This window comes from Ramlibacter sp. (assembly GCF_050250995.1).
GTDB lineage: Bacteria > Pseudomonadota > Gammaproteobacteria > Burkholderiales > Burkholderiaceae_C > Ramlibacter.
This window is the reverse complement of the sequence record NZ_JBFWNP010000001.1, coordinates 229,731-255,126: the sequence shown is the minus strand read 5'-3', so window position 1 is coordinate 255,126 and position 25,396 is coordinate 229,731. Positions and strand designations below refer to the sequence as shown.

Annotated in this window: 22 protein-coding genes; 16 read left to right on the top strand and 6 right to left on the bottom strand. The window is 68.4% G+C overall.

Annotated features, from left to right (window positions below; all coding sequences use genetic code 11):
- Window positions 1–16 precede the first annotated feature (16 nt).
- The 12 genes from AB7E83_RS01210 (at window position 17) to AB7E83_RS01155 (ending at window position 11,532) form a co-directional block, all read left to right on the top strand.
- Window positions 17–982, top strand: a complete 966-nt coding sequence (locus AB7E83_RS01210) for a Bug family tripartite tricarboxylate transporter substrate binding protein (RefSeq protein ID WP_428564346.1) — start codon at window positions 17–19, stop codon at window positions 980–982.
- An 8-nt stretch (window positions 983–990) separates the two neighbouring features.
- Complete coding sequence (locus AB7E83_RS01205) at window positions 991–1,767, top strand: enoyl-CoA hydratase/isomerase family protein (RefSeq protein WP_428564343.1); 777 nt, start codon at window positions 991–993, stop codon at window positions 1,765–1,767.
- Window positions 1,767–2,918, top strand: a complete 1,152-nt coding sequence (locus AB7E83_RS01200) for a thiolase family protein (RefSeq protein WP_428564340.1) — start codon at window positions 1,767–1,769, stop codon at window positions 2,916–2,918. Before AB7E83_RS01205 ends, AB7E83_RS01200 begins: the two co-directional genes overlap by 1 nt.
- 10 nt (window positions 2,919–2,928) lie before the next feature.
- A complete protein-coding gene (locus AB7E83_RS01195) occupies window positions 2,929–3,810 on the top strand; it encodes an FAS1-like dehydratase domain-containing protein (RefSeq protein ID WP_428564337.1) in 882 nt (293 codons plus the stop codon).
- Window positions 3,811–3,845: 35 nt separating this feature from the next.
- Window positions 3,846–5,342, top strand: coding sequence for a hypothetical protein (locus tag AB7E83_RS01190; RefSeq protein ID WP_428564334.1), 1,497 nt, complete (start codon window positions 3,846–3,848; stop codon window positions 5,340–5,342).
- Window positions 5,343–5,374: 32 nt separating this feature from the next.
- Window positions 5,375–6,361, top strand: a complete 987-nt coding sequence (locus tag AB7E83_RS01185; protein WP_428564331.1) for a Bug family tripartite tricarboxylate transporter substrate binding protein — start codon at window positions 5,375–5,377, stop codon at window positions 6,359–6,361.
- A gap of 28 nt (window positions 6,362–6,389) precedes the next feature.
- Window positions 6,390–7,319, top strand: a complete 930-nt coding sequence (locus tag AB7E83_RS01180; RefSeq protein WP_428564328.1) for an ABC transporter permease — start codon at window positions 6,390–6,392, stop codon at window positions 7,317–7,319.
- A gap of 58 nt (window positions 7,320–7,377) precedes the next feature.
- A complete protein-coding gene (locus AB7E83_RS01175; protein ID WP_428564325.1) occupies window positions 7,378–8,262 on the top strand; it encodes an ABC transporter permease in 885 nt (294 codons plus the stop codon).
- Window positions 8,259–9,266 (top strand): ABC transporter ATP-binding protein, encoded by a 1,008-nt coding sequence (locus AB7E83_RS01170; protein WP_428564322.1) that lies wholly within the window; start codon window positions 8,259–8,261, stop codon window positions 9,264–9,266. Before AB7E83_RS01175 ends, AB7E83_RS01170 begins: the two co-directional genes overlap by 4 nt.
- The gene (locus tag AB7E83_RS01165; RefSeq protein WP_428564315.1) at window positions 9,263–10,240 is read left to right on the top strand and encodes an ABC transporter ATP-binding protein; all 978 of its coding nucleotides are present in this window, start codon (window positions 9,263–9,265) and stop codon (window positions 10,238–10,240) included. Before AB7E83_RS01170 ends, AB7E83_RS01165 begins: the two co-directional genes overlap by 4 nt.
- A gap of 66 nt (window positions 10,241–10,306) precedes the next feature.
- A complete protein-coding gene (locus AB7E83_RS01160) occupies window positions 10,307–11,083 on the top strand; it encodes a Crp/Fnr family transcriptional regulator (protein ID WP_428564312.1) in 777 nt (258 codons plus the stop codon).
- 68 nt (window positions 11,084–11,151) lie between these two features.
- The gene (locus tag AB7E83_RS01155; protein WP_428564309.1) at window positions 11,152–11,532 is read left to right on the top strand and encodes a hypothetical protein; all 381 of its coding nucleotides are present in this window, start codon (window positions 11,152–11,154) and stop codon (window positions 11,530–11,532) included.
- A gap of 72 nt (window positions 11,533–11,604) precedes the next feature.
- Here the strand turns inward: AB7E83_RS01155 and AB7E83_RS01150 are convergent, their stop codons facing one another.
- The 5 genes from AB7E83_RS01150 to AB7E83_RS01130 all read right to left on the bottom strand — a co-directional run bounded on the left by AB7E83_RS01150 (window position 11,605) and on the right by AB7E83_RS01130 (window position 20,057).
- Window positions 11,605–13,245, bottom strand: a complete 1,641-nt coding sequence (locus tag AB7E83_RS01150) for a phospholipase D family protein (protein ID WP_428564306.1) — start codon at window positions 13,243–13,245, stop codon at window positions 11,605–11,607.
- Window positions 13,246–13,315: 70 nt separating this feature from the next.
- Window positions 13,316–15,826, bottom strand: a complete 2,511-nt coding sequence (locus AB7E83_RS01145) for an ATP-binding protein (RefSeq protein WP_428564303.1) — start codon at window positions 15,824–15,826, stop codon at window positions 13,316–13,318.
- A gap of 262 nt (window positions 15,827–16,088) precedes the next feature.
- Complete coding sequence (locus tag AB7E83_RS01140; protein WP_428564300.1) at window positions 16,089–16,733, bottom strand: response regulator; 645 nt, start codon at window positions 16,731–16,733, stop codon at window positions 16,089–16,091.
- Window positions 16,730–18,394 (bottom strand): PAS domain S-box protein, encoded by a 1,665-nt coding sequence (locus AB7E83_RS01135; RefSeq protein ID WP_428564297.1) that lies wholly within the window; start codon window positions 18,392–18,394, stop codon window positions 16,730–16,732. Before AB7E83_RS01135 ends, AB7E83_RS01140 begins: the two co-directional genes overlap by 4 nt.
- Before the next feature lie 109 nt (window positions 18,395–18,503).
- Complete coding sequence (locus tag AB7E83_RS01130; RefSeq protein ID WP_428564294.1) at window positions 18,504–20,057, bottom strand: ABC transporter substrate-binding protein; 1,554 nt, start codon at window positions 20,055–20,057, stop codon at window positions 18,504–18,506.
- A gap of 206 nt (window positions 20,058–20,263) precedes the next feature.
- Between AB7E83_RS01130 and phnA the strand changes: the two genes are divergently transcribed.
- The 3 genes from phnA to AB7E83_RS01115 are packed head-to-tail and all read left to right on the top strand — an operon-like array spanning window position 20,264 to window position 23,474.
- Window positions 20,264–21,508, top strand: a complete 1,245-nt coding sequence (gene phnA, locus AB7E83_RS01125; RefSeq protein ID WP_428564291.1) for a phosphonoacetate hydrolase — start codon at window positions 20,264–20,266, stop codon at window positions 21,506–21,508.
- Window positions 21,505–22,920, top strand: a complete 1,416-nt coding sequence (locus AB7E83_RS01120) for an amidase (RefSeq protein ID WP_428564288.1) — start codon at window positions 21,505–21,507, stop codon at window positions 22,918–22,920. Before phnA ends, AB7E83_RS01120 begins: the two co-directional genes overlap by 4 nt.
- On the top strand, window positions 22,917–23,474 hold the full coding sequence (locus AB7E83_RS01115; protein ID WP_428564285.1) for a DinB family protein: 558 nt from the start codon (window positions 22,917–22,919) through the stop codon (window positions 23,472–23,474). The genes AB7E83_RS01120 and AB7E83_RS01115 overlap by 4 nt, the downstream gene beginning before the upstream one ends.
- On the opposite strand, the gene AB7E83_RS01110 is transcribed toward AB7E83_RS01115, so the two are convergent.
- Window positions 23,395–24,324: a LysR substrate-binding domain-containing protein gene (locus AB7E83_RS01110; protein ID WP_428564282.1), complete on the bottom strand. Its 930-nt coding sequence runs from the start codon at window positions 24,322–24,324 to the stop codon at window positions 23,395–23,397. The two genes, AB7E83_RS01115 and AB7E83_RS01110, sit on opposite strands and share 80 nt — an antisense overlap.
- A 112-nt stretch (window positions 24,325–24,436) precedes the next feature.
- Between AB7E83_RS01110 and AB7E83_RS01105 the strand changes: the two genes are divergently transcribed.
- Complete coding sequence (locus tag AB7E83_RS01105; RefSeq protein WP_428564280.1) at window positions 24,437–25,393, top strand: Bug family tripartite tricarboxylate transporter substrate binding protein; 957 nt, start codon at window positions 24,437–24,439, stop codon at window positions 25,391–25,393.
- Window positions 25,394–25,396 lie beyond the last annotated feature (3 nt).

Below are 25,396 nucleotides of genomic sequence, written 5' to 3'. Positions count from 1 at the left end.
CCACTGGAGACGCTCCATGCTGACTCGCCGCACCTTCAACCTGCTGCCCCTGCTCGGCGCCGCGCCGGCCGCGTTCGCGCAGTCGGAGCCGTTTCCGTCGAGGCCGATCCGGCTCGTCGCCGCTTATTCGCCCGGCTCGGGCACCGACGCGGTCGCGCGACTCGTCGGCACCAGCATGGCGAAGACGCTCAACGGCCAGGTCATCGTCGACAACAAGGTCGGCGCGGGCGGCATGATCGCCGCCGACTTCGTCGCGAAGTCCGCGCCCGACGGCTACAACCTGCTCTTCACCACGGCGAGCCATTACGCGCTGCCCTTCGTGCAGGACAAGCTGCCCTACGACGCGTTCAAGGACTTCGCGGCGGTCGCCGCTTTCGCGCAGGCCGCGCTCATCATCACGGTGCCCGCCGACTCGCCGCTCAGGAGCGTGCGCGACATCGTTGCAGAGGCGAAGAAGCGGCCGGGCGCGCTCACTTACTCCACGTCCGGCGTCGGCACCACCGTCCACATGGCGGGCGCGCTCTTCAACTCGATGGCCGGCACCGACATCAAGGCCGTGCATTACAAGGTCGCGCCGCAGGCGATCCTCGATGCGTCCACCGGCCAGGTGAGCATGGCCATGAGCGGCATCGGCGGCACTGTCGGGCTCATCAAGGCGGGCAAGCTGCGGCCCATCGCGGTCACGAGCATTCGCCGCTCGGAGCTGATGCCCGACGTGCCGACGGTGGCAGAGAGCGGCCTGCCGAACTTCGAGGTGGTGACGCCGATGTTCGCGCTTGCGCGCGCGGGCACGCCCAAGCCCATCCTCGACGCGCTGTCGAGGTCCATCGTGACGGCCGCCGGCACGCCGGAGTTCAAGGCGCTGTGTACGGCGCAGATCCTGGAAGTGGCTCCCGTCGAGGAGGCCGCGCTCGCCGCCTCCATGCCGCGCGAATTCACCAAGTGGAAGATGCTCGCCGAGCTCGCCCAGAAGCAGGGATGACAAGCCCCATGACGCAAGACTATCAATTCATCCTCACCGAACGTATCGGCAAGCACATCGGCCTGCTGATCCTCAACCGCCCCGAGGCGCGCAATGCCGCGAGCGCCGCGATGGCGGCGGAGGTCAACGACTACCTCCACAAGTTCGAGGCCGACCCCGAATTGCGCGTGGGCATCATCACCGGCAACGGCCCGGTGTTCTGCGCCGGCGCGGACCTGAAGGAAGTCTCGGCCGGCCGCGACATCCGCATCCCGCGCAAGGGCGGCTTCATGGGCTTCACGATGTTCCGGCGCACCAAGCCCTTCATCGCGGCGCTGCAGGGGCCGGCCTACGGCGGCGGCGCGGAACTCACGCTCGGCTGCGACCTCGTCGTGCTGGCCGAGAACGCGAGCCTCGCGCTCACCGAGGTGCGGCGCGGGCTCGTTCCGCTCGGCGGCGGCGCGGTCTACGCGCCGCGCCGCCTGCCGGGCCCCATCGCGAACGAGATGCTGCTGACGGGCATGCCCCTGTCGGCGCAGAAGGCCTATCAGCATGGCCTCGCCAACAGCGTCGTGCCGGCGGACAAGGTGCGCGAGGAAGCCATCCGCTATGCGGAGCAGATCGCCGAAGCCTCGCCGCTCAGCGTGCGCCTGACCCTGAGCGTGTCGCGCGCCACCTACGACGCCACCATCGACGAGGCCTGGCGCATCAACAACGAAGCGATGCACGCGCTCTACGAGTCGCCCGACTTCAAGGAAGGCCCGCGGGCCTTCGTCGAGAAGCGCAAGCCGGTGTGGAGCACCTGATGCGCGATGCCGTCGCGGTCACCGGCATCGGCGAGACCGTCTACCAGAAGAAGTCGCTCGGCAAGACGGCGCTGCAACTGCAGCTCGAAGCCTCGCTGGCCGCGATCTCGGACGCGGGCCTGAAGCCCACCGACATCGACGGCCTCATCACCTACGCGGGCGCGAACTCGCCGGTCATCCCCGAGGACTTCATCGTCAACTTCGGGCTCGACCTGCGCTTCTCGGGCCACACGCCGCTCGGCGGCGCGAGCCCCGTCGCCGCGATCCAGAGCGCGGCGGCGATGATCTTTGCCGGCGTCTGCCGGCACGTGCTGATCCCGGTGGGGCGGTCCAACTACACGGGCGCGCGCGCGTCGGACCGCATCAAGGGGTCTTCGCAACTGCGCCTCATCACCGAGTTCGAACGGCCCGCGGGCGCGTTCGCCCCCGCGCAGTACTACGCGCAGTTCGCGCGCCGGCACATGGAGCTCTACGGCACCACGAGCCGGCAGCTCGCCGAGATCGCGGTCACCACGCGCAGGCACGCCGCGCTCAACGGCAACGCGGCGATGACGGCGCCGATGACGATCGAGGACCACCAGGCCTCGCGCATGATCACCGACCCCTTCCGCCTCTTCGACTGCTCGCTCGAGACCGATGGCGGCGCGGCCATCGTCGTCAGCGCGACGGAGCGCGCGCGCGACATGCGGCAAAAGCCGGTGATCGTGATGGGCGTCGCCGAGGGGCACCCCGATTCGCCGAGCACGATCACGCAGCGCGAGAACCTCACGGAGTTCGGCACCGCGCGCGCGGCGCCGCATGCGTTCGCGATGGCCGGCGTGACGCCGAAAGACATCGACGTCGCGGAAATCTACGACTGCTTCACCTTCGTCGTGCTCAACCAGCTCGAGAACCTCGGTTTCTGCCGCAAGGGCGAGGGCGGCGCGTTCGTCGAGAACGGCAACATCGGCCTGGGCGGCACGCTGCCGGTCAACACGCACGGCGGCTTGCTGAGCCAGGGCCACGTGCTGGGCATGAACCACGTGGTGGAGCTCGTGAAGCAGCTGCGCGGCGAAGCCGGCAAGGCGCAGGTGAAGGATGCCGAGATCGGGCTCGTGTCCGGCTTCGGCAACATGTGCGAAGGCTCGGTCGCGATCATGCGGCGCGCGTGAGGGCAGGGCGATGAGCGATCGACCCGACATCCGCCGCCTTCGCGACAAGATCGGGCTGGAGCGCACGTTCGACGACGTGCTCACGCTGCGCACGGCGCAAGCCTTCCTCGCGACCTTCGACGGCGACGCGAACGCCCTGCGCGACGGCGACCCCGCGCCGGCCGGCGTGCATGCCTGCCTGCACACGGCGCTGCAGGTGCCCACGCGCGAACTGCAGGCCGACGGCAGCGACGACGACGGCGGCGAATTCGTGTCGCCGCCGGAGCTGCCGCGCCGCATGCGTGCGGGCGGCGGGCTGCGCTTCCATCGGCCGCTTCGCATCGGCGCGCCGGTGCAGCGGCGCGACCGCATCACCGGGGTCGAGCTGAAGCAGGGTCGCAGCGGCTGGCTGTGCTTCGTCACGACGCAGCGCGACTACCACTGCGAAGGCGCACTCGCGATGAGCGAGCGCATCGATGCCGTGTATCGCGGCCCGGCCGATCCGACCGAAAAGCCCGCGGCGGCCAGGCCGTCGGGCGTCGCGGCGTCCGCCGCGGCGACGAGCATTCCGCTCGTCCTCACGCCCGCACACCTGCTGCGCTACTCGGCGATCACCTTCAACGCGCACCGCATCCACTTCGACGAGCGCTACGCCATCGAGGCCGAAGGCTACCCCGGCCTCGTCGTCCACGGTCCGCTGCAGGCGACGCTGCTGCTGCGGCGCGCGATCGCGCTGGCCGATGGCGAGACGCTGTACTCGCTCGAGTACCGCTCGACGAAGCCGCTCATCCTGGGCGATGCCGCGCGCATCGCCAGCCTGCGCGAAGGCAAGCGCATCGAACTCGCCATCGTCGGTGCCGACGGCCTGCCGACCATGAGCGCGACCGCGCAACTGCGCGGCGCAAGCGCGTGAGCACCGCACGTGAAGACATCGAAGGAGCACCGACCATGAACGACCGCTTGCCCGTCATCGTGGGCGTCGGCGAAAGCATCGACCGCCTCGAATCGCTGGAGAATTCCAAGGGGCCGCTCGACCTCATCGCCGAGGCGGTGGCGAATGCCGAGCGCGATGCCGGCGTGCCGCTCGCCGAGATCACCGACCAGATCGACGTCGTGAAGCACACCTCGGTGAGCTACGACGACCTGGCCGCGCTCGTGAAGCTGCGCCTGCGCGCCGGCAAGGCAACGTCCACGCTCAGCGACGGCAGCGGCAACGGCCCGCTGCGCGAGATGCACAACGCCGCGCTGCGCATCCAGCGCGGCGAGATCCAGGTCGCGCTGCTCACGGGCTCGGAGGCGCAGCGCTCCGTCGACCATGCGCGCAAGCAGGGCATCCGCCTGCCGTGGATGGGCAAGCAGGAGGCGGGCCCTGTGTTTCGCGCGCAGAGCTACGCGAATCCGCTCGCGGTGAAGTACGGGCTGGAGATTCCGTTCCAGATCTATCCGCTGTACGAGAACGCGACGGCCCCCCTGTGGGGCCAGACGCCGCAGCAGGCCCGCGACGAATCGGCGCGCATCTGGGCGAACATGTCGGAGGTGGCGGCGCGCAATGCTTGCGCGTCGGCACGCAAGCCGCTGACGCCTCGGGAGGTTGCCGAACAGACCGCGAACAACCGTCCGCTCGCCTGGCCGTACCTGAAATTCATGGTGGCGCAGCCTTCGGTCAACGTCGGCGCCGCGATCTTCCTCACGAGCGTCGGCCATGCGCGCAAGCTGGGCATCGCCGAGGACCGCATGGTCTTCCTGCACGGCGGCGCAGCGGCGCGCGAGCCGGACGACTACCTCGTGCGCGACAGCTATGGCGTGAACGCATCGCAGACCACCGTGCTGCAGACGGTGCTCGCGCAGATGGGCTGGGACCGCTCCAGGTTCGAACTTGTCGACCTCTACAGCTGCTTCCCCGTCGTGCCGAAGATGGCGCGCCGCCTGCTGGGCATTGCCGAGGACGGCGGGCTCACCATTGCGGGCGGGCTCTCGTTCTTCGGCGCGCCCGTCCACAACTACATGTCGCATGCGGCGGCGGCGACCGTCCGCCAGTTGCGCGCCGCGCGCGATGGCCATGCGCTGCTCTACGGCCAGGGCGGCAATGTCACGAAGCACCACGCGCTGGTGCTGTCGGGCCGCGCGCCCGAATCCCTGCTGCCGGAATCGTTCAGCGTGCAGGCGAAGGCCGATGCGGCGCGGGGCCCCGTTCCGCCGCTGACCGACGCCTATACCGGCCCGGCCACGCTCGAGACCTTCACCGTCATGCACGACCGCCATGGCGAACCGACGAACGGCGTCGTGCTCGTCATCACGCCCGCGGGCGAACGTGCGCTCGCGAACGTTCCGGCAAGCGACACGCGCACCATCGCGCACCTCAAGAGCCTCGCGCGCTCGCCCATCGGCGACACCGTGCAGCTTCGCCCGGGTAGTGCGGGTCTGACCGAATGCACAGTGCCCTGAGCACGACCAGAATTCACGAAGGAGACACAGCCATGAAAATCGCGTTCGCAATGCAATGGGTTCGCCGGGTCGCACCGGCCTTGTCGGTGGCGCTGGTCTTCGCGGCCGGTACGGGCAATGCGCTGGCGCAGGCCGCATCGTTCCCGTCGAAGCCGCTGCGCTTCATCGTGCCCGTGGGCCCCGGCAGCAACAGCGACGTGCTCGCGCGCTGGATGGCGGACCGCACCGCCAAGGCGCTGGGCACCACCGCAATTGTGGAGAACAAGCCGGGCGGCGAAATGCTGATCGGCATGGCGGCCTTTCTGCAGTCCCCGCCGGACGGCCACACGATCACGCTGCTGAGCCCCACGGCGATGATCATCAATCCGATCACGATGAAGGACATGCCGTACGACGTCGACAAGGACGTGCGGCCCGTCTCCGGCTCCATGCGCAGCATCGCGGCCATCGTCGTCGGCCCGAACTCCAAATACACGAAGCTGGCCGACCTGATCGCCGACGCGAAAGCGCGTCCCGGCGCCGTGAGCATGGCCTGGTATGCGCAGTCGTTCCGCCTGGGCCTGCTGGAGATCGAGCGCGATGCGAAGGTCAAGTTCAACCCCATCGCGTACAAGGCGCCGAACCAGGTGACGACCGACATCATCGGCGGCAGCCTCGACGGCACGCTGATGGACTTCGGCGCCGCCATGCAGCTCGCCAAGGGCGGCAAGGTGCGCATCCTCGCGCAGACCGGCGACGCGCGCCACCCGGGTCTGCCCGACGCGCCGACCGCCACCGAAGCGGGCGTGCCCTACAAGCTGTTCCAGTTCTCCGGCTTCGGCGTGAGCTCGAAGACGCCCGACGACATCGCGCGCAAGATCGAGGCGACGATGCTCGGCGTCGTGAACTCGGCGGAGTACAGGAAGTTCATCGAGGACTCGGGCGCCGAGCCGATCGCGCTGACCGGCGCGCAGATGGCGAAGACGCTGGCCGACGAGCGCGCGAAGTACCGGGAAATCCTCAAGGGCGTCGGAAGCTGAGCGCGCGGTCGCGCCACCCTTGCCACCCATGCTCCGTTTCATCGCGAAGCGCGCGGCGTATGCGCTGATCTCGCTCGCCATCCTGAGCTTCACGATCTTCCTGCTCATGCGCGTGTCGGGCGACCCGGCCGCGCTGCTCGCCGCGCCCAACGCGACGAACGAGGAGATCGCCGAGGTCCGCACGCGCCTCGGCCTCGACCAGCCGCTCGTCGTGCAGTACCTCACCTACGTCGGCAACCTCGCGCGCGGCGATTTCGGCCAGTCGTTCCAGTACGGCGCGCCGGTGCTCGAGCTGTACCTGTCGCGCCTGCCCAGTTCGCTCTACCTCGCCGCGGTCGCGCTCGCGTTCTCGCTGCTGGTGGGCGTGCCCGTCGGCGTCTTGTCGGCGGTCAAGTCGGGCGGCCTGTGGGACCGCTTCGCGCGCATCTTCGCGATGCTCGGGCTCGCGCTTCCGTCCTTCTGGCTCGGCCTCATCTTCATCCTCGTGTTCTCGGTCTACCTGCGCTGGCTGCCGTCGTCGGGCTCGGGCTCGCCGCTGCACATCATCCTGCCGGCCGTCACGCTCGGCTGGTATTTCACGGCCGCGCACATGCGGCTCACGCGCTCGTCGATGCTCGACGTGATGGGCTCGGAATACATCAAGCTCGCGCGCCTCAAAGGCTTGCCGGAGTGGCTCGTCATCGGCAAGCACGCGCTGCGCAACGCGCTGATCCCGCTGGTGACGCTCGCGGGCATCAACCTCGTGCAGATGGTGAACGCGTCGGTGGTGGTCGAGGCGATCTTCGCCTGGCCCGGCATCGGGCGGCTGCTGTTCGAGGGCATTTCGCAGCGCGACTTTCCCGTGGTGCAGGGCGTCGTGGTGCTCGGCGGCGTGATGATCGTGACGGTCAACCTGCTGGTCGACATTCTTTATGCGGTGATCGATCCGCGCATCAAGCTGGAGGCGCAGGCGGTATGAGCCGCCGGCCCGCCCCAGGGATCACGGCCCCCGAGCGATTCGCGCGGAGGGTCATCCATTGAGCACGGCCTCGGTGACCGCGGCCGTCGAGCCGCAAGCGCCCGCGCGCAGGCGATCCGCGCACCCGGTGCCGGTGTTCCCCATCGCCATCCTGGGCATCTTCGCGCTGGCCGCGATCTTCGCGCAGTTCTTTCCCATCGATCCGCAGGCGGCGGACCTTGCGGCGCGCTACCGGCCGCCCGCGTGGCTCGAAGGCGGCACGCTGGAGCATCTGCTCGGCACCGACCACATGGGCCGCGACGTGCTCGCGCGGCTGGTCTACGGCGGGCGCATCTCGCTGACCGTGGGCCTCGCGGCGGTCGCGGTCGCGGGTGTGCTCGGCACGCTCATCGGCATCGTCGCGGGTTACCTCGGCGGCATCTTCGACCAGGTGATCATGCGCATCATCGACGCGTGGATGGCGCTGCCCTCCATCACCATCGCCATCTTTCTCGCGGCCATCGTCGGGCCGAGCTACGTCAACATCATCCTGATCCTCGCGGGCGTCTACTGGACGCGCTATGCGCGCGTCGTGCGCGGCGAGGTGCTGTCGCTGCGCGAACGCGACTTCGTGAAGCTCGCCGTCGTCGCGGGATGCAGCCCGCCATCGATCATGCTGCGGCACATCCTGCCGAACGTGGCCAACACCGCGGTGGTGATCGCCACGCTGATGCTGGGTGTCGTCGTCGTCGCGGAGGCTTCGCTCTCGTTCCTCGGCGTCGGCGTGCCGCCGCCGGAGCCGGCGTGGGGTCAGATGCTCTCCGACGGCAAGCGCGGCCTGACCTCGGGTTACTGGTGGGTCACCGTGTTCCCCGGCCTGTGCATCGTGCTGCTCGTGCTCTCGGCCAACCTGATCGGCGACTGGTTCCGCGTGCGATTCGATCCGCAGCTGCGGCAGTTATGAGCGTCGCCGGTCCACTGCTGCAAGTCCGCAACCTGAGCATGCGCTACGTCACCGCCGGTGGCGCGCGCATCGCGAAGGCGGTCACGGGCGTGTCGTTCGAGCTCGGCGCGGGCGAGACGCTCGGCATCGTCGGCGAGTCCGGCTCGGGCAAGTCGACGCTCGTGCTCAGCTTGCTGCAACTGCTCGCGCCCGGCGCGCAGGTGACCGAAGGCGAGGTGATCTTCGAGGGGCGCGACCTGCGCAAGCTGAGCGCCGAGGAAATGACGCACGTGCGCGGCAAGCGCATGGCGATGATCCTGCAGGACCCCATGGCGTCGCTCAATCCGCTATTCACGGTCGGCGAGCAGGTGGCGGAGCCTTTGCGCCTGCACGAGTCGATGACGCGCGCGGCGGCGAAGGCGCGCGCGGTCGAACTGCTGTCGGACGTGCGCATTCCCGCGGCCAGCGAGCGCGCGAAGCAGTATCCGCACGAGATGTCGGGCGGCATGCGCCAGCGCATCGTCGGCGCCATCGGCATTTCGTGCGAGCCCTCGCTGCTCATCGCCGACGAGCCGACGACCAGCCTCGACCTCACGATCCAGGCGCAATACCTCGACCTGCTGCGCTCGATCCAGCGCGAGCGCGGCCTCGCGATGATCCTCATCACGCACAACCTCGGCATCGTCGCGCGCATGTGCGACACGGTCGCGATCATGTACGGCGGCCGCATCGTCGAGCGCGGCCCCGTGCGCGACATCTTCGACCGGCCCGCGCATCCGTACACGCAGGCGCTGCTGGAGTCGATGCCGCGACGCACGGCGCGGCACGCGCGACTGAAGACCATCGAGGGGCAGCCGCCCGACCCCGCCGCGCTGCCTGCGGGTTGCAGCTTTCATCCGCGGTGTCCGCAGGCAATGCCGGTGTGCACGACGGAATTTCCGCCGGAGGTGCGAATGGGCGACCGGCACGTGGCGAAGTGCTGGTTGCGAGTGGCGAATCGCGAGGCCGCGGAGTCGCCCGCATGACCGCGCCCATCGTCCAGGTCGAACACGTCGCGAAGCGCTTCAAGGCGCCGGCGGCTTCGGTGCGCGGCGGGTCGCGGACCGTGCACGCGGTGGACGGGCTTTCGTTCGAAATCTTTCCCGGCCGCACGCTCGGCGTCGTCGGGGAGTCGGGCTGCGGCAAGAGCACGACGGCGAAGCTGCTGCTCAAGCTCGAGGAGCCGACCGAAGGCGCGATCCGCTATCGCGGCGAGGACCTGCGCAGCCTGTCGAAGGAAGCGCTGCGCGCCTATCGCCGCGGCGTGCAGGCGGTGTTCCAGGACCCGTTCGCGTCGCTCGATCCGCGCATGCGCGTGCGCTCCATCGTGAGCGAGCCGATCACCGCACACGAGAAGCTGTCGTCGGCGGAGGTCACCGAACGCGTCGCGCAACTGCTGGAGATGGTGGGTCTGCCCGCGCGTTCGCAGTCGATGTTTCCGCATGAGTTTTCGGGCGGGCAGCGCCAGCGCATCGCGATCGCGCGCGCGCTTGCGCTCAAGCCCGGCCTCATCGTGCTCGACGAGCCCGTGTCGGCGCTCGACGTGTCGATCCGCGCGCAGATCCTGAACCTGCTGGCCGACCTGCAGTCGCAGCTCGGCGTGTCGTATCTCTTCATCACCCACGACCTCGACGCGGTCGCGCACATGAGCCACGAGATTCTCGTGATGTACCTGGGGCGCATCGTGGAGAAGGGCGATGCCGGCGACATCGCGGACAACCCGCTGCACCCATACACGCGCAGCCTGTTCGCCGCCGCGCTGCCGCGGCATCCGGACGAGCCGCAGCAGGACACGCCGATCCTCGGCGAGATTCCAAGCCCGCTGTCGCCGCCTTCCGGCTGCCACTTCCATCCGCGTTGTCCGCAAGCGATGGAGGTGTGCAAGTCGACGTATCCGGCGCAGCGTGTGGTGCAGGGGCGCTCGGTGGCGTGCCATCTTTACCCGGAAACTTCGTCCTGACTCCGCCGCACCCCCTACCTTCGTAGGGGTCCAGCGCGCGCGATGTTGAGTAGCATCGCCGCCCGCATGAGCGCGCACGTCCTTCATCCCCAGGCGCTGGCCCACGACCGCTGGTTCTCCAGCCTGCCCGCCGCCTTTGCCGACAGCCTGCTGTCGGCCGGCGTGTCGCGCCGCTTCGAAGCGGGCGAACGCATCTGCCTGCGCGGCCAACGCCACGCCGGCCTGTACTGCGTGCTCGGTGGCGTGGTCCACGTGCTCAACCAGCTGCAGCCCGATCGCGACACGTTCCTGGGTGCATTCGAGGGACCGGTGTGGCTCGGCGAGCTCGAGCTCTTCGATGGCGGATCGGTCACGCACGAAGCGCAGGCGCACACGCGCTGCACGGCGCTGCTGTTCTCGCGCGATCGCGTGCTGCGCCTGCTCGACGCGAATCCGCAAGGGTGGGCGCACCTCGGCCGCCTGCAGGCGATGAAGCTGCGGCTCGCGTATTTCCTGCTCGACGAGTTCTCCGGCCGCGCGATCGACACGCGCCTGGCGCGTCGACTGCTTGGCATGGCTTGCGGCTACGGCATGCGAGTCGGATTCTCGCAGCTCGTCCCGGTGGGCCAGGAGATGCTGGCGCGCAGCATCGGGCTGGCGCGCGCGAGCGTCTCGCCGGTGCTGCGCGACTGGCAGCGCCGCGGCATTGTGCGCTTGCACTACCTGAGCATCGAGCTGGTCGACGTGCGCGAGCTGATGCGGATTGCGCGGCACGCCGAGTGGTCCGACCACGAGCGTGAAGTCTTCGATTTGCCGGGCGGTGGGTCGCTGGCCGACGAAGCGATTCCTTCCGGTTGGAATTGATCAATCCTGATCAATCTCGATGCGCGAGGCGCGACATACTCGCGGCTCGTTTCAACTTAAGGACTCCCATGCGAACCTTCTTCCTTTGCGCCGCCGCCGCCCTGATGGCCTTCGGCGCCACCGCGCACGCGCAGACCGCCACGACCACGGACAAGGCGAAGCCGGTCGCCCAGACGCGCACCGGCGGCGAAGCCGACGAGAACCGCCCCGTGGCGGGCGAGAAGCTGACGCCCGAGCAGCGCGCCAAGGCGCGTGAAGAGCGCAAGAAGCAGACCGCCGCGGCGAACAAGGCGGGCCAGTTGAGTGGCGGCGAGGCGAAGGATAGCGACAACCGCCCGGTTGCCGCCGCCAAGGTGTCGAAGGAAGAAAGCGCCAAGGCGCGCGAAGAGCGCAAGAAGCAGACCGCGATGGAGAACAAGTCGGGCCAGATCCCGAAGGCGACGCCGTAAGTCGCTTCGCCTGCGTCGAGAAATGAAAGCCCGGCCGCTCGCGCGGCCGGGCTTTTGTCTTTTGTGGGTCGGCTACAGGATGTCTTCGTGAATGAACAGCGACTGGATCATCACCTTGAACCGCTGATACCAGTTGCCGTCGGGGTCGGTGTCGCGCTTGCGTTCCTCGCTCCCGTCGCGTGAGACCCATTCGAGCTTGCCGCCCTCGGCACTGCGCCGCACTTCGTAGACGCCGGGGAAACGATCGAGTTGCATCAGCGGCAGGATGCGAGCGGCGAGATCCGGCGATTTCATGACGACGCCGATCTCGGTGTTCGCGAACGCGGATCGCGCATCGAGGTTCATCGACCCCGCCATGACCGTGTGACGATCGACGAGCGCGAGCTTCGCATGCAGTTGTCCCTTCGACTCGCCGAGCACGTCGGCGAAGCGCGCCTCGCGCTTGAGGCCGTCGTCGGTCAGCTCGAAGATGCGCACGCCCAGCGACAGCAGCTCGTCGCGGTAACGCCGGTAAGCCAGGTTGACGATGGGTTCGTCGCTCGTGCTCATCGAGTTGGTGACGATGTGGATGTCGATGCCCCGCTCGCGCAGCTGCCGGATCGACGCCATGCCCCGGCTGCCCGGAATGAAGTACGGGTTGAACACCAGCACTTCCTTCTGCGCGGTGCGAAGCGCCTGCACGAACTTGACCGTGACCGACTCGCGCTGCTTCTGCTTCGCTGCTGACCCGCGCGCCTTCTGCGGGCTGTCGGCCCACGCGGAGGCGTCGGCAACGTGCATCGACAGAGGTGCCGTGCCCGCGAGCACGGCCGTCAGCGTGGGCTGGCCGAGCATGTCGCGCGCCGCGGGCTTCGTTTCCGCGGGCGGCGTGGCCGGTGTCGTGGCACGGACGAAAGCCTGGCGAAGCTCCGCGGGCGCTGAGTCCGGACGCACGACCGCATCCACCGGGTACGCCTCCTCGCTGTTCCAGTACTCGTCGAAGAGGCGTCCAAGCTGCGAAGTCACTTCGCCCGCGACGACGAAATCGATGTCGATGAAGTTGCCCTCGCGCGAGCGGAAGAAGTATTCGTCGGCCAGGTTGCGCCCGCCGATCACCGCCATGGCGCCGTCGGCGATGAACGCCTTGTTGTGCATGCGGTGGTTGAGCCGGCTGAAGTCGAAGAGCAGCCCGAGGTAGCGCGCGCCCTGGCTGTCCCGGCCCGAGGGGAAAGGGTTGAACAAGCGCACCTGCGCGTTGGGCGTCGCGTGCAGGCCGGCCAGCAGAGGGTCCAGCCCCGGCGTGTGCATGTCGTCGACGAGCAGCCGCACGCGCACGCCGCGCTCCGCGGCGAGCCGCAGCTCGCGCAGGATCGTGTGGCCGACCTCGTCGTTGCCCAGCAGGTAGTACTGCAGGTCGAGCGTGCTCACCGCGTTGCGGATGAGGGCGACGCGCGCATCGAGCGCGAAGCCCGCGCCCGGCATCGGCCACACCCCGGTCTTTCCGTGCGGCAAAGCGGCAGAGTTCGCGAGGCGCACGATCGGCGACGTGTGCACGGGCGGGCGCGCGAAGGACTCGGTGCGCACGACCTCCGTCGGCAGCGATGCGCAGCCGGCGAGCGTCAGGGCGATGACGGCGAGCGCGGCGACGCGTCCGGCGAGGCGCGTGGCAAGGCGCGTGGCGAAGGGCGCGGCAAAGGCCGCTGCGAAGGGTGCGCGGGGTGCGGTCCGTGACATGGCAGCCGTCCGGAAGTGGAGAAGCGGCGGATGATCCCACCGCCGCTGGCCGCGGATTGGTCAGAACTGGTCAATGCATCGCCGCGCCCTCGTCGCCCAGGCCCCGGCCGTCGGAGGCGGGGCCGAGCCAGCCGTCGAGGAAGTTGTTGACCCGCAGGAACTCCATCTCGAAGGTATCGAGGTCGGCCGCCAGGGCGGCGGCGTCACCCCCGGTCGCGGAGGCCTGCAGATCCGCGCAGGCTTGCGCGAGATAGGTCGCGCCCAGCATGGCCGCAGCGCCCCTCAGACGGTGCACGGAGCCCACGAGCTTCTGTCGATCGCCGGTCGCGACCGCGCGGCGCAAGGCGGTCGCGTCTTCGTCGTTGTTGCGGCGGAAGTCCGCGACGATCTGCGCGCGCTTTTCGGGATCGCCGCAGCTGATTGCCGTGACCAGCGCGATGTCGATCAGCCCCGCGCTGCCGGCCGGGAGCGCTTCGAACGCCGTCTCGGGCGGCGCCCAGTCCGGATGCCGGCGCACGGACGGCAGCGGCACCCAGCGATCGAGCGCTTCGCACAGGGTCTCCAGCGTCACCGGCTTGATGACGGCGGCGTCCATGCCCGCCGCGAGGCAGGCCGCGGCGGACGATGCCTGCGCGTTGGCCGTGCAGCCGACGATCGGGATGCGCACGCCCTCCGCTTCTCGTTCGCGAATGGTCCGCGTGAGTTCGAAGCCGTCCATTTCGGGCATGTTGCAGTCGGTGATGATCGCGGCAAAGCGCCCGCTCTCCCACGCCCGCAACGCCTGCGGGCCGTCGGCGACGGCTTGCGCCGCATAGCCCAGCGTGCTCAGCTGGCGCAGCAGCACGACGCGGTTGATGGGATGGTCGTCGACCACGAGCAGCAGGCTGCCCTGGGCCTGCGCGTCCTCGATGGAGGGCGCGGGCGGCCGGCTGGCCGCCAGTACGTGCAGGCGCAGCCGCTGGGCCTCGCTGAACGATTCGCACCCCCAGTCCTCGTCGCAGCGGCGGAATGCGACGGCCAGCGTGAGCGTCGTGCCCACCCCGACTTCACTGTCCAGGGACACGGTGCCGCCCATGAGCTCGGCAAGGCTTCGCGCGATGAAAAGCCCCAGCCCGGAGCCGCCATACCGGCCTGCGATCTTCGAATCCGCCTGCGAGAACGGCAGGAACAGGCGTCCCATGCGCTGCGGCGACACGCCGATGCCCGTGTCCTTCACCCGGAACTCCAGATGCTCCAGTCCCGCGTCGCGCTGCACCAGCCGCACGTCGATGTCCACGCGCCCGCGCTCGGTGAATTTCACCGCGTTGCCCGCGAAATTGTTGAGGATCTGGCTCAGGCGCAATGCGTCGCACTGCGACAGCCGGCTGATCGAGGGATCGACCGAACAGGCCAGCTCGACGCCCTTGCTTGCCGCGACCGGGGCATGCAGGCGCGAGATCGTATTCATCAGCTCGGCGATGGAGCACGGCGCCAGGTTGAGCTCCAGCGAACCCGCTTCGATGCGCGAGAAGTCCAGGATGCCGTCGATGATCTGCTTGAGCGCCTCGCCCGACTTGCGCGCAACATCCAGGGTCGAGCGCTGCTCTTCGTTGAGCGGCGACAGGTCCAGCAGTTCGAGCAGTCCGAGCATGCCGCTCATCGGCGTGCGGATCTCGTGGCTCATCGCGGCCAGGAACGCCGACTTCGCGGCGTTCGCCTGTTCCGCCTCGGCGCGCGCCAGGGCGAGCTGGGCCGTGCGCTCGCGCACGCGTTCCTCGAGGCCTTCGTTGAGCTCGCGCAGCGTCTGCTCGGCCCGCTTTCGCTCGGTGGTGTCCCGCGCGGCGCCCACCATGATCTCCACGCTTCCGTCGGGCGCCAGGGCTGGGCAGAAGATGTATTCGAAGTAGCGCTCGCGGCCGTCGACGTCGGTGATCGGCATCTCGTCGCGCACCGGCACGCCGGTCGCGAACACCTGCCGGATCTGCCGGTTCAGCTTGGCGCCGGCCTCCTGCGGATAGCGCAGGTCCGTCACGTTCTTGCCGCGCGCCTGCTCGAGCGTGCAGTCCCAGATGCCGAGGGCCCCGGGGTTGGCGTAGAGCAGGTTGCCTTGCGCGTCGGTGGCGTAAGTCAGGTCCGTGATGGACGCGAGCATGGTGTTGAGCATGCGCTCGCGGCGTTCGGTTTCCAGCGACATGCGGGCAAGTTGCCGCGCCGCCCGGTAGCGCTCGGTGATGTCGACGTGCATCACCAGCACCCTTCGCCCTTCCCGCGTGCCGAACGCGATGCCGCGCTGAAGGAACCACCGCTCCTCGTTGTCCGAGTGGCACGCGTACTCCAGCGTCGTGCTTTCGATGCGGCCCTCCAGCAAGTCGGCGATGGCCCGCGCCGTCGTCGCGTCCTCGCCTCGCGCGCCGGCGCAAGCCGCCAGGTAGTTCGCGCCGACGCAGTGCGCGGGCACTGCCAGGCCGTTCGCATCGCCGAACTCGCGCCAGGCCGCATTGACGTAGGTGATATGTCCGGTGGCGTCCAGCAGGGCGATCTCGGCGGGCATCGCATCCAGCAGCGCCTGCTGGACTTCGGCGGAAAGAGAAGGGGTGCTCATGGGGTCGGTGTTTTCCGTGAATCGCAGGGAGACCCGCCGCCGCCCGCCTGCGCCTGGCATGGAATCGGGGAACATCGTCGGCGCAGGAGTCGGGCAAGTCAGCCGCGGGTCGGCATGCATGCAGAGCGTACGGAGGGCGCGGGAGGCCGTCTGCAAGGAACTCTGCCTGGCGGCTGCGGGGAGTTCTGTACAGCCGAGCTGGCGGCCCGGGGTTCCCGGGCGCAGCCGACCCCGTCCGCGCGGCCGCCCGGAACCCGGCCGCTCATTCGAGCGGAATGACGCCCTGCCGGATGGCGAACTTCACCAGCGAGGGGACGTCCGCCAGCCCGAGCTTTCCCATGAGCCGGCTGCGATAGCTGTCCACGGTTTTCGGCGAAAGAAACAGCAGGGCGCCGATTTCGGCGCTGCTGTGCCCCTCGGCCACCAGCTGCAGGATCTCGCGCTCGCGCCGCGACAGCGACTGCAGCGGATTCTCGCCGGGCTTGCGCGTGCCGAGGTGCTCCGCGACGACTTCCGCAATGCCCGGACCCAGGTACCTTCGCCCCGCGCTCACGGCACGCACCGCTTCCACGATGTCGCGCGCCGCCGATTCCTTCTTCAGGTAGGCGCGGGCGCCGGCCTCGATCGCCTGGAAGACGTGTTCGGACGATGCGTGCATGCTGAGAATCAGCACGCCGCATTCGGGCCACTCCTCGCGGACCTGCCGCGTGACTTCGATCCCGTTGAGACCCGGCATCGAAATGTCGAGGATGACGACCGTGGGACGCAGTTCGGCGATGAGTTTCAGGCTTTGCCTGCCGTCTCCGCACGTTCCGACGATCGAGAAATCGGGCTGCTGCGCGAGAACCTGGCTCAAGCCCTCGCGCATGATCGCGTGGTCGTCGACGATCACGATGGTGATTCTCATTCGGCGTCCCGAGCGGTGGGCAGGTTGCACGGGAGCCGGACGATCACCGCCGTGCCGCCGTCGGCATCGGGGGCGACCTCCAGCGTCGCGCCGACGGCCTCGGCGCGTTCGCGCATGGTGGTCAGGCCCAGCCCGGCCGATTGCCACGGCTGCTCCGGCGGCTGCAGCCCGTGCCCGTCGTCCACGATGACCAGGGTCACCTGGCCGGGCGCCTGCGACAGGCGCGCGCGCACGTGCGCCCCGCCCGAATGCTTCGCCGCATTGGTGAAGGCTTCCTGCGCGATCCGGTACAAGGCGATCTCGCAGTCCGCGCCCAGGCGCGGCATGGGTTCCTCGCCTTCGACGGTAAAGCGCATCAGTCCGCTGTTGTTCATGTCCGCCGCAAGCTGCCCCAGCGCGGCCAGCAGCCCCAGTTCGTCGAGCGCGGTGGGCCGCAGGTTGCCCAGCACGGACCGAACGGCGCCGGCGGTCTGCCGCACCAGGTCCTCGCAGAACTCGAGCCTGCGCGAAATCGCCGCCAGGGTGGCGGGGTCCGACTCCTGCCGAATCAGCTGCAGCGACAGGCCCAGGGTCGCGAGGTTGCCGCCCACCTGGTCGTGCAGCTCGCGGCCCAGCAGGCGCTTGTGGCTTTCTTCCACCAGCATGAGGCGCCGGGCCAGCCCGCGCAGGCGCTCGATGTCCTTGGCGCGCGCCGTCTCCGCGGCCAGCTGTCCCGTGATGTCGCGGGCGACGGTCGAGATGCCCGTGACCTTTCCGTGCTCGTCGCGGATGGGGGCGGTCGAGAGCGACACGTCGACGAGGGTGCCGTCCTTGCGGATCCTGCGCGAGACGTGGCCGAAGATACGCTCGCCCTGGATCACCCGGGGCGCGATCATGGGATGTTCGGCCGGAACCATGGCATCCAGCGGACGCCCGAGCACCTCGCGGGCGGCATAGCCCATCATCTTTTCCGCGCCCGCGTTCCAGTGCGTCACGCGGCCTTCCACGTCCAGCCCCACGATGGCGTCACTGCTCGCCTCGACGATCGCCGCAAGCCGCTCGGCGCGCAGGCGCCCTTCCAGGCGCCGCGTGGCGTCGCGCAGGACGATGCTGAACAGTCTGCCTGCGCCGCTGCCGACCTGCATGACCGAGGCGTCGATGGGGAACTCATCGCCGGAAGCGCGCAGGGCCGAAATTGCGCCGGGTTCGCCGAGCGGCCGGTTGGGCTCGCCGCTTCGGGCGAACGCCTCCAGATGCTCGCGATGCCACTCCCGCAGGCGCGGCGGAATCAGCAGGTCCACCGACTTGCCCAGCACGTCCCGCGCGGCGTAACCGAACATCGCTTCGGCGGCAGGATTGAAGAGAACGATGGTGCGGTCGGGCGCGAGGGTCACCACCCCATCCATCATCGCCGCCGCGCCGGCCACCATGCGGCGCACGTAAGCGGAAGTGAGATTGCGGTAAAGCCAGAAGAAGATGGCGAAGTCGAGCAGCGCGCTCGCGGCCGCGGCGGCGCCGGCCCACGCGGCCATCGACCCGGTGGCCCCGGCATCGTGCGAGCAGGCGCGGGTCCACAGCAGCCCCAGCAACGCCGCGTTCTTGACGACGATCAAGGCGGCGACCGCGCGAGCACGGTCCGGGGTCTGCCTGATCAGCCAGGTCAATGTGTGCAGGCGGCGCATGATGTACCCCGAAGCTGGACGGCAACCAGGAACCAGCCTGCACCTTAGCAGACCTGAAGGCGCAGCCCCACGGGATTTTCTCAGGCCGCCGACGTGGTCGGCGCGCGGCTTACTTCCCCTTCAGCCGGATATCTTCATACGGCCCCGCATACGCGAACCCGTCGATCAGGTCGAAGCCCGATTCCGCAACCCGCGGACCCACCGCATGCAGCGCGGTCGGGTGCACGATGGGCACGAACATCATGCGGTCGTTCACGATTTGCTGGACGTGGGCGAGCAGGCGTTCGCGCTTCACTTCGTCGACTTCCTTCGCCTGGATCGCCATCGCGTCGGTGATCTCCGGGTAGACGCCGAAGGTGCCGCGGCCCTGCGGCGTGACGAACTGCTCCAGCCAGGTGCCCGTGTTCTCGAACCCGCTCAGGATGCAGAACACTACGCCCTTCATCTTCTTCTCGGTCCACTGCGAGTAGTACGCGGCGCGCTCCAGCGAGCGCAGGCGCAGGCGGATGCCGACGGCCTGCAGGTTCGCCTGCACCACCTCCGCGATGGTCGCGTAGCCCGCATCCACGATGAGGTCGCCGCCGTCGAAGCCGTTCGGGTAGCCGGCCGCAGCCAGCATCTTCTTCGCTTTCGCGGGATCGTAGGCATCGGCGGGGAAAGCCTTCGCGTACTGCACGCCCGTCGGCACGATGGAGCCGGCCGGCCGCGCGTAGCCCAGGAACTCGCTGTCGATCAGGCCTTTGCGGTTGATCGCGTAGCTCACGGCCTGCCGCACTTCCTTTTTGGAGAAGGGCGACGCGGGGTCCCACTGCTGCGTGAACGCGAGCCAGTTGGTGAAGTACAGGCGCGGGCCCTTCAGCGTGATGCCGGGCGATTTGCGCAGGTCCTGCGCGATGGCGCCGCGCACGAGGTTGGCGACGTCGGCCTCGCCGTTCTTCACCATCGCGGCGCGCGTGAGCTCCTCGGGCACCGAGCGGAACACGTGGCGCTTCACGCTGGGCTTTTTGCGCCAGTAATTCTCGTTGGCTTCCACGATGAGCTCGAGGCCGGGCTTGAACGAGACGAACTTGTACGGACCCGCGCCGATGGGCGCGCGCTTGAAGCCGTCGTCGCCGACCTGCTCGATGTAGCGCTTGGGCAGCACCCAGGCCGCGCCGCTCGCGGTCATCGCGTAATAGATCATGAAGTCGGGCCACGACTCCTTGAGGCGGAAGCGCACGCGCAGCGGGTCCGGCGTTTCGACGGCGGCCACGCGCGACTTGAGCAGCGTCGCGGCCGAGCCCTTGTAGCGCTCGAACGAGAACTTGACGTCTTCCGACGTGACGGGGTCGCCGTTGTGGAACTTCACGTTCTCGCGCAGCACGAATTCATAGACGAGCCCGTCGGGCGAGCGCGACCACGACTTCGCGAGGCTCGGCGTCATGCTGTTGCCGGGCATGGGCTTGACCAGCGCGTCGTGGATCGCAAAATACACGTACCACGGCGGCTGCGAGCCCGCATGCTCCGACGGATTGAACCAGGCCGGCACGAGCGACAGGTGCGTCGCCCAGACCATCTGACCTTCCTGCGCGACGGCCTTGGACGCGGTGCCCAGCGCGCAGCCGAGCAGGGCCGCGAGGCACAGGAGCCGGCGTCCGGAATTCACGAGCGAGAGCGCTGCCATTCGATGTCTCCTCTTGGGGTCAGACATTCGATTCCGCATGCGGCGGACCGTCAACCGGAGTGTTCCCAAGGCGTTTCGCATTGCGAATCAATGCCGGGGTTCACGAAGCCGTGGGAAACTGAACAGAGAGGATGCGTGATCAGACCTCACGCATCCAGAAAATTTTCTCGATTGCGTGAGGGTGCCTCACCGCTTAGCCTTGGGTCATGCCTTATGACCCGATCCACGTGAATGGCCGCTCGTACGCGCGGCCGCAGGCCCCGACCATCGTCGTCTGCATCGATGGCTGCGAACAGGAATACATCAACCAGGCCGTCCAGGCGGGTGTCGCGCCCTTCCTGGCGCAGCTGTCCGCGCGGGGTTCGGTCCTTGCAGCCGACTGCGTCATGCCGTCGTTCACCAACCCCAACAACTTGTCGATCGTGACGGGCGTGCCGCCGAGCGTCCACGGCATCTGCGGCAACTACTTCTACGACGCGGAGGCCGGCCAGGAGGTACTGATGAATGATCCGCGGTACCTCCGCGCGCCCAGCATCCTTGCGAGTGCGGCAGAGGCGGGATGCTCTGTTGCGGTCGTCACCGCCAAGGACAAGTTGAGGGCTTTGCTCGGCCATGGCCTGCGGGGCATCTGCTTCTCCGCCGAAAAAGCAGACGACGCCAACGAAAAGGACAACGGCATCGGCGACGTTCTTGCACGCATCGGCCGTCCGCTGCCTTCGGTCTACAGTGCGGACCTGTCCGAATTCGTCTTCGCCGCGGGTGCGATGCTGCTCGAGACCGCTCGCCCGGACCTGATGTACCTCTCCACCACCGACTACGTGCAGCACAAGTTCGCGCCCGGCACCGCGGGCGCCAACGCGTTCTACGCCATGATGGACCGCTATCTCCTGCGCATGGACCAGGCCGGCGCCGTGATCGGCATCACGGCCGACCACGGGATGAACGCCAAGACCGATTCGGCCGGCCGGCCCAACATCCTGTTCCTGCAGGACGCGCTCGACGAGGTGCTCGGCGCCCGCAAGACCCGCGTGCTGCTACCCATCACCGATCCCTACGTCGTCCACCACGGTGCGCTGGGTTCGTATGCGACGGTCTATGTCGCGTCCCGCGACCACCTCGCGACGGCGATCCAGTTCCTCTCGCGACAGGATCACGTGGAGCGCGTGCTCACCCGCGCCGAGGCCGCCGCGGAGTTCGAACTGCCGCCTGATCGGATCGGCGACATCGTCGTGACGGCGAAACGGCTCTCGGTGCTCGGCACGTCGGCCAGCCGCCACGACCTGGCCGGCCTCGATGTCCCGCTGCGATCGCATGGCGGCGCATCGGAGCAAAGGGTTCCTTTGCTGTTCAATCGGCGTCTGACGTCGGTGCCGGCGCGGCGTCTGCGCAACTTCGACGTGTTCGATCTCGCGCTGAACCGGACGGGCGCGCCAGGCGGAGCCGGCGCATGACGGACCTCTGGAAGCTGACCGCGCGCGAGGCGAGCGCGCTGGTGAAGGCTCGAAAGGCAAGTCCCGCTGAACTGGTTCGCACAGCGCTGGCGCGCATCCGCGAGACGGACGCGGCGCTGAATGCGCTGCCCACGCTGTGCGCCGAACGTGCGCTCCAACGCGCCGCGAAGCCCGGGCTGGTGGAAACGCCGCTCGCCGGCCTGCCGATCGCGGTCAAGGACATGAACGACGTCGAAGGCGTCCGCACCACCTACGGCTCACCGCTGTTCGCGGACCACGTTCCCCCGGCATCGGACGCGATGGTCGAAACCCTGGAAGGCAACGGCGCGCTGGTGCTGGCGAAGTCCAACGTCCCGGAGTTCGGCCATGGCGCGAACACGTACAACGAGGTCTTCGGCAAGACGCGAAACCCGTGGGATACCTCGCTCACGTGCGGCGGATCTTCGGGCGGGTCCGCCGTTGCGGTCGCGACCGGACAGGTGTGGGCAGCCACGGGTTCGGATTTCGGTTGCAGCCTGCGCACGCCCGCCGCGTTCTGCTCGGTCGTCGGGCTGCGGCCGTCGCCCGGACGGATCGCCCGCAGTCGCACGCGCCTGCCCTATGACAACCTGTGGGTGCAGGGCCCGATGGCGCGCAACGTCGGCGACGTGGCAATGCTGCTCGACGCGATGTTGGGCGCCCATCCGCTCGACCCCATCTCGATGGAGAGCCCGGGCCATCGCTATCTCGATGCCGCGCTGTCGCCGCGCACGCCCCGCAGGATCGCGTTCTCCGCGGACCTGGGCGGGGCGGTGCAGGTGTCGCGGCAGGTTCGCACGCTATTCGCCGAAGCGATGAAGAAGATCGATGACGCAGGCATCGCCTGCGTCGAGGAAGCACCGGACTTCACGGGCGCGGCAGGTGCCTATCAGGCGCTGCGCGCGAACCAGTTCGTCGGCGACCTCGGGCCGATCATCGAAGCGCATTCGAACAAGGTCCGCCGCGAACTCGTCGAGAACTACGCACGGGGAAAGGAGTTGCCGGCGGAAGTTCTCGGCAAGGCTGAGAACGCTCGCGGCGAAATCTATGAACGCGTTGCCCGCTTCATGGAGGCATACGACCTCCTGATCTGTCCCGCAACGGCAGTGCTGCCATTCGACGTCGAACGCAGGCACGTGGAGAGCATCGACGGCGTCGCGTTCCAGCACTATTACGAGTGGTATGCCATCTGCTACGTCCTCACGCTTACGTCGCTGCCTGTGCTGTCGCTGCCTTGTGGCTATTCGTCCGAGGGACTTCCAGTGGGCATCCAGGTCGTCGGAAAGCCGCGCGGCGAGTACGAGCTCATTGCCTTCGCGGCACGGCTCGAAGAAGTGTTCGGCGTTTCGGCGCGGACGCCCTGCCAACCGAAGGTGACGCATCTCGGAACATGACCGCCCCGGTTCAGCTCGGAATCGGTACGGAAGCGCGCCTGCTCCTGAGCTATTCCGCGTGGGCCAACGGTCTGCTCTACGAAGCTCTCGCGCAACGCCCCGGATCCGAACTCGCGGAGCCGCGACCCGGGCGCCCGCAAGGTCTGCTCGGCGTGATGGGCCACGTCTTCGTGATCGGCGAAATCTGGAAGTCGCATCTCACCGCGCGACCGCACGGCTTTCGCTCGAAGCAACTCGAGTCCGCTGTGCCGCTTGAACAGCTCCGGCGTCTGCAAGCCGAGCTCGACGCCTGGTACGTCGAGTTCGCGGCCGGCCGCGACGAAGCGGCGCTCGGCCGTGAGATCGAGTTCAAGTCCATCGACGGCTCGTCCGGCGCGCTCCGTGCCCGCGACATGCTTTTACATGTCGCGAACCACGCCACATACCACCGGGGCGCCGTGGCCGCGATGCTGTATGACGGTGGGGTGCGGCCGCCTACGATGGACCTGCCTGTTTTCCTCCACGCGGAGCGTGCGCGGACTGAGCTGCTGCCTCCGCGCTCAGCCACTCCGTGAAGTCCCGCAGGTAGACCGGCTTGTCCGCGTCGCGCGGGAGGACCATGTAGTAGTGCGTGCCTTCGACGAGAACGTCCGGAAACGGCGTGACGAGCCGACCCAGTCGAACGTCGAGGTCTAACGTCGGCAGCGGGCCGATCCCTACGCCCATGCCGTCCGCGATCGCCTGCAGCGTGACGAAGAAGTGATCGAACCGCAGCGTCTGCTGCGCGCGCAGGTCGCCCGCGCCTGCGGCGGCGAGCCATGTCTCCCACTCGGCGGGTCGCGACTCGGTCGACAGCCAGATCGCCTTGCGCAGGTCCCGCAGCTTGCGGAGCTTGCGCTGGGCCACGTAGTCCGCGCTCGCGACCACCGTGCTGCGCTCCGTGAACAGCGGCGTTACCTCGAACTGCGATTTGTCTTCGGGCGAGCGGCGGATGCCCACGTCGAAACTCCCGCGCAGCGGCGGCGCGTTGCTGAATGCCGTGGACACGCGCACCTCCACGTCAGGACGCAGCGCCTTGAACCCGGGCAGCTTGGGAATGAGCCAGCGCATCGCGAGCGTGGCGGGTGCATCTACTCGAATCACGCGCGAACGAGCGCTCTTGCCGTAGCGGCGCGCCGCATCGCCGATGTGGTCGAACGCGGCGCTGATTTCACGGGCGAAGGCGCGCGCGTGCGCCGTGGGAATCATGCGCTGCCCTTCCTTGCGAAAGAGGGGCTGGCCGAGCGATTCCTCCAGCAACTTGATCTGCCGGCTCACCGCGCCGTGGGTGATGTGCAGCTCTTCGCCCGCCTGCGTGTAGCTGCCGGCGCGCGCCGTGACTTCGAAGACGCGCAGGGCGTTGAGGGACGGCAGATCGCGCGGCATATGTCAGCTTTTCTCACGAGAGTGGAAGATTTGATCGTTTGCGAGACAATTCCTCATTATCTATTCTGGCTGCGTGCATTCCAACGGCATTCCACCTTCCGCAAGGAGAACCATGTCACGCGCCTTTTCGATCCGCCTCGCCGCGGCCCTCTTCGCGTTGCCGATCGTCGCGGCCGCGTATCCCGACCGACCGATCACGCTCATCGTCCCCTTTGGCGCCGGCGGCAGCACGGACACGATCGCCCGTACGGTCGCCGATGCGATGTCGAAGGACCTGCGGCAATCCATCACCATCGACAACCGCGCCGGCGCCGGCGGCAACATCGGCGCCGCGATGGTCGCCAAGGCCAGACCCGACGGCTACACCATCCTGCTCGGGTACAACGGCACGAACGTCATCAATCCGCACCTGTACAAGCAGATGCCCTTCGATGCGCTCTCGAGCTTCGCGCCCATCGGAATGATCGCGCGCGTGAGCAACGCGATGGTGGTTCGCAACGATCTTCCCGCCGCGAACCTCCAGCAGTTGACCGACCTCGCGCGAAAGGCGCCGGGCAAGGTGACGTATGGTTCCGCCGGCGTCGGCAGCATCCTGCACCTCGCCGCGGAACTGTATGCGTCGACGTATGCGGTGAAGCTGACGCACGTGCCGTACAAGACCTCGCCGGCCATCTTCGCGGACCTGGTGCCGGGCCGCATCGACGTCGCCATTCCCACGGTGCTCGTGTCGGCGCCGTTCGTGAAGGACGGACGGCTTCGCGCTCTCGCGGTGACCGGCAAGAAGCGCTCCGACTTGCTGCCTTCGGTCCCGTCGTTCGGCGAGCTGGGCATTCCGGTGGCCGACTCCTGGTTCGCGCTGTTCGCGACCGCGGGCACGGAGCCGGCGATCGTGCGGCAGTTGGCGGCAAGCCTGCAGCGCGTGCTCGCCTCGGCGCCGGTGAAGGCGAAGTTTGCCGAAATCGGCGCGGATCTCGAAAGCTCGACGCCCGAGGAACTGAAGGCCGTGGTCGAAAGCGACCTCATGGCCTGGGGCGAAATCGTCCGCAGGCTCAATCTGCAGATCGAATAGCGG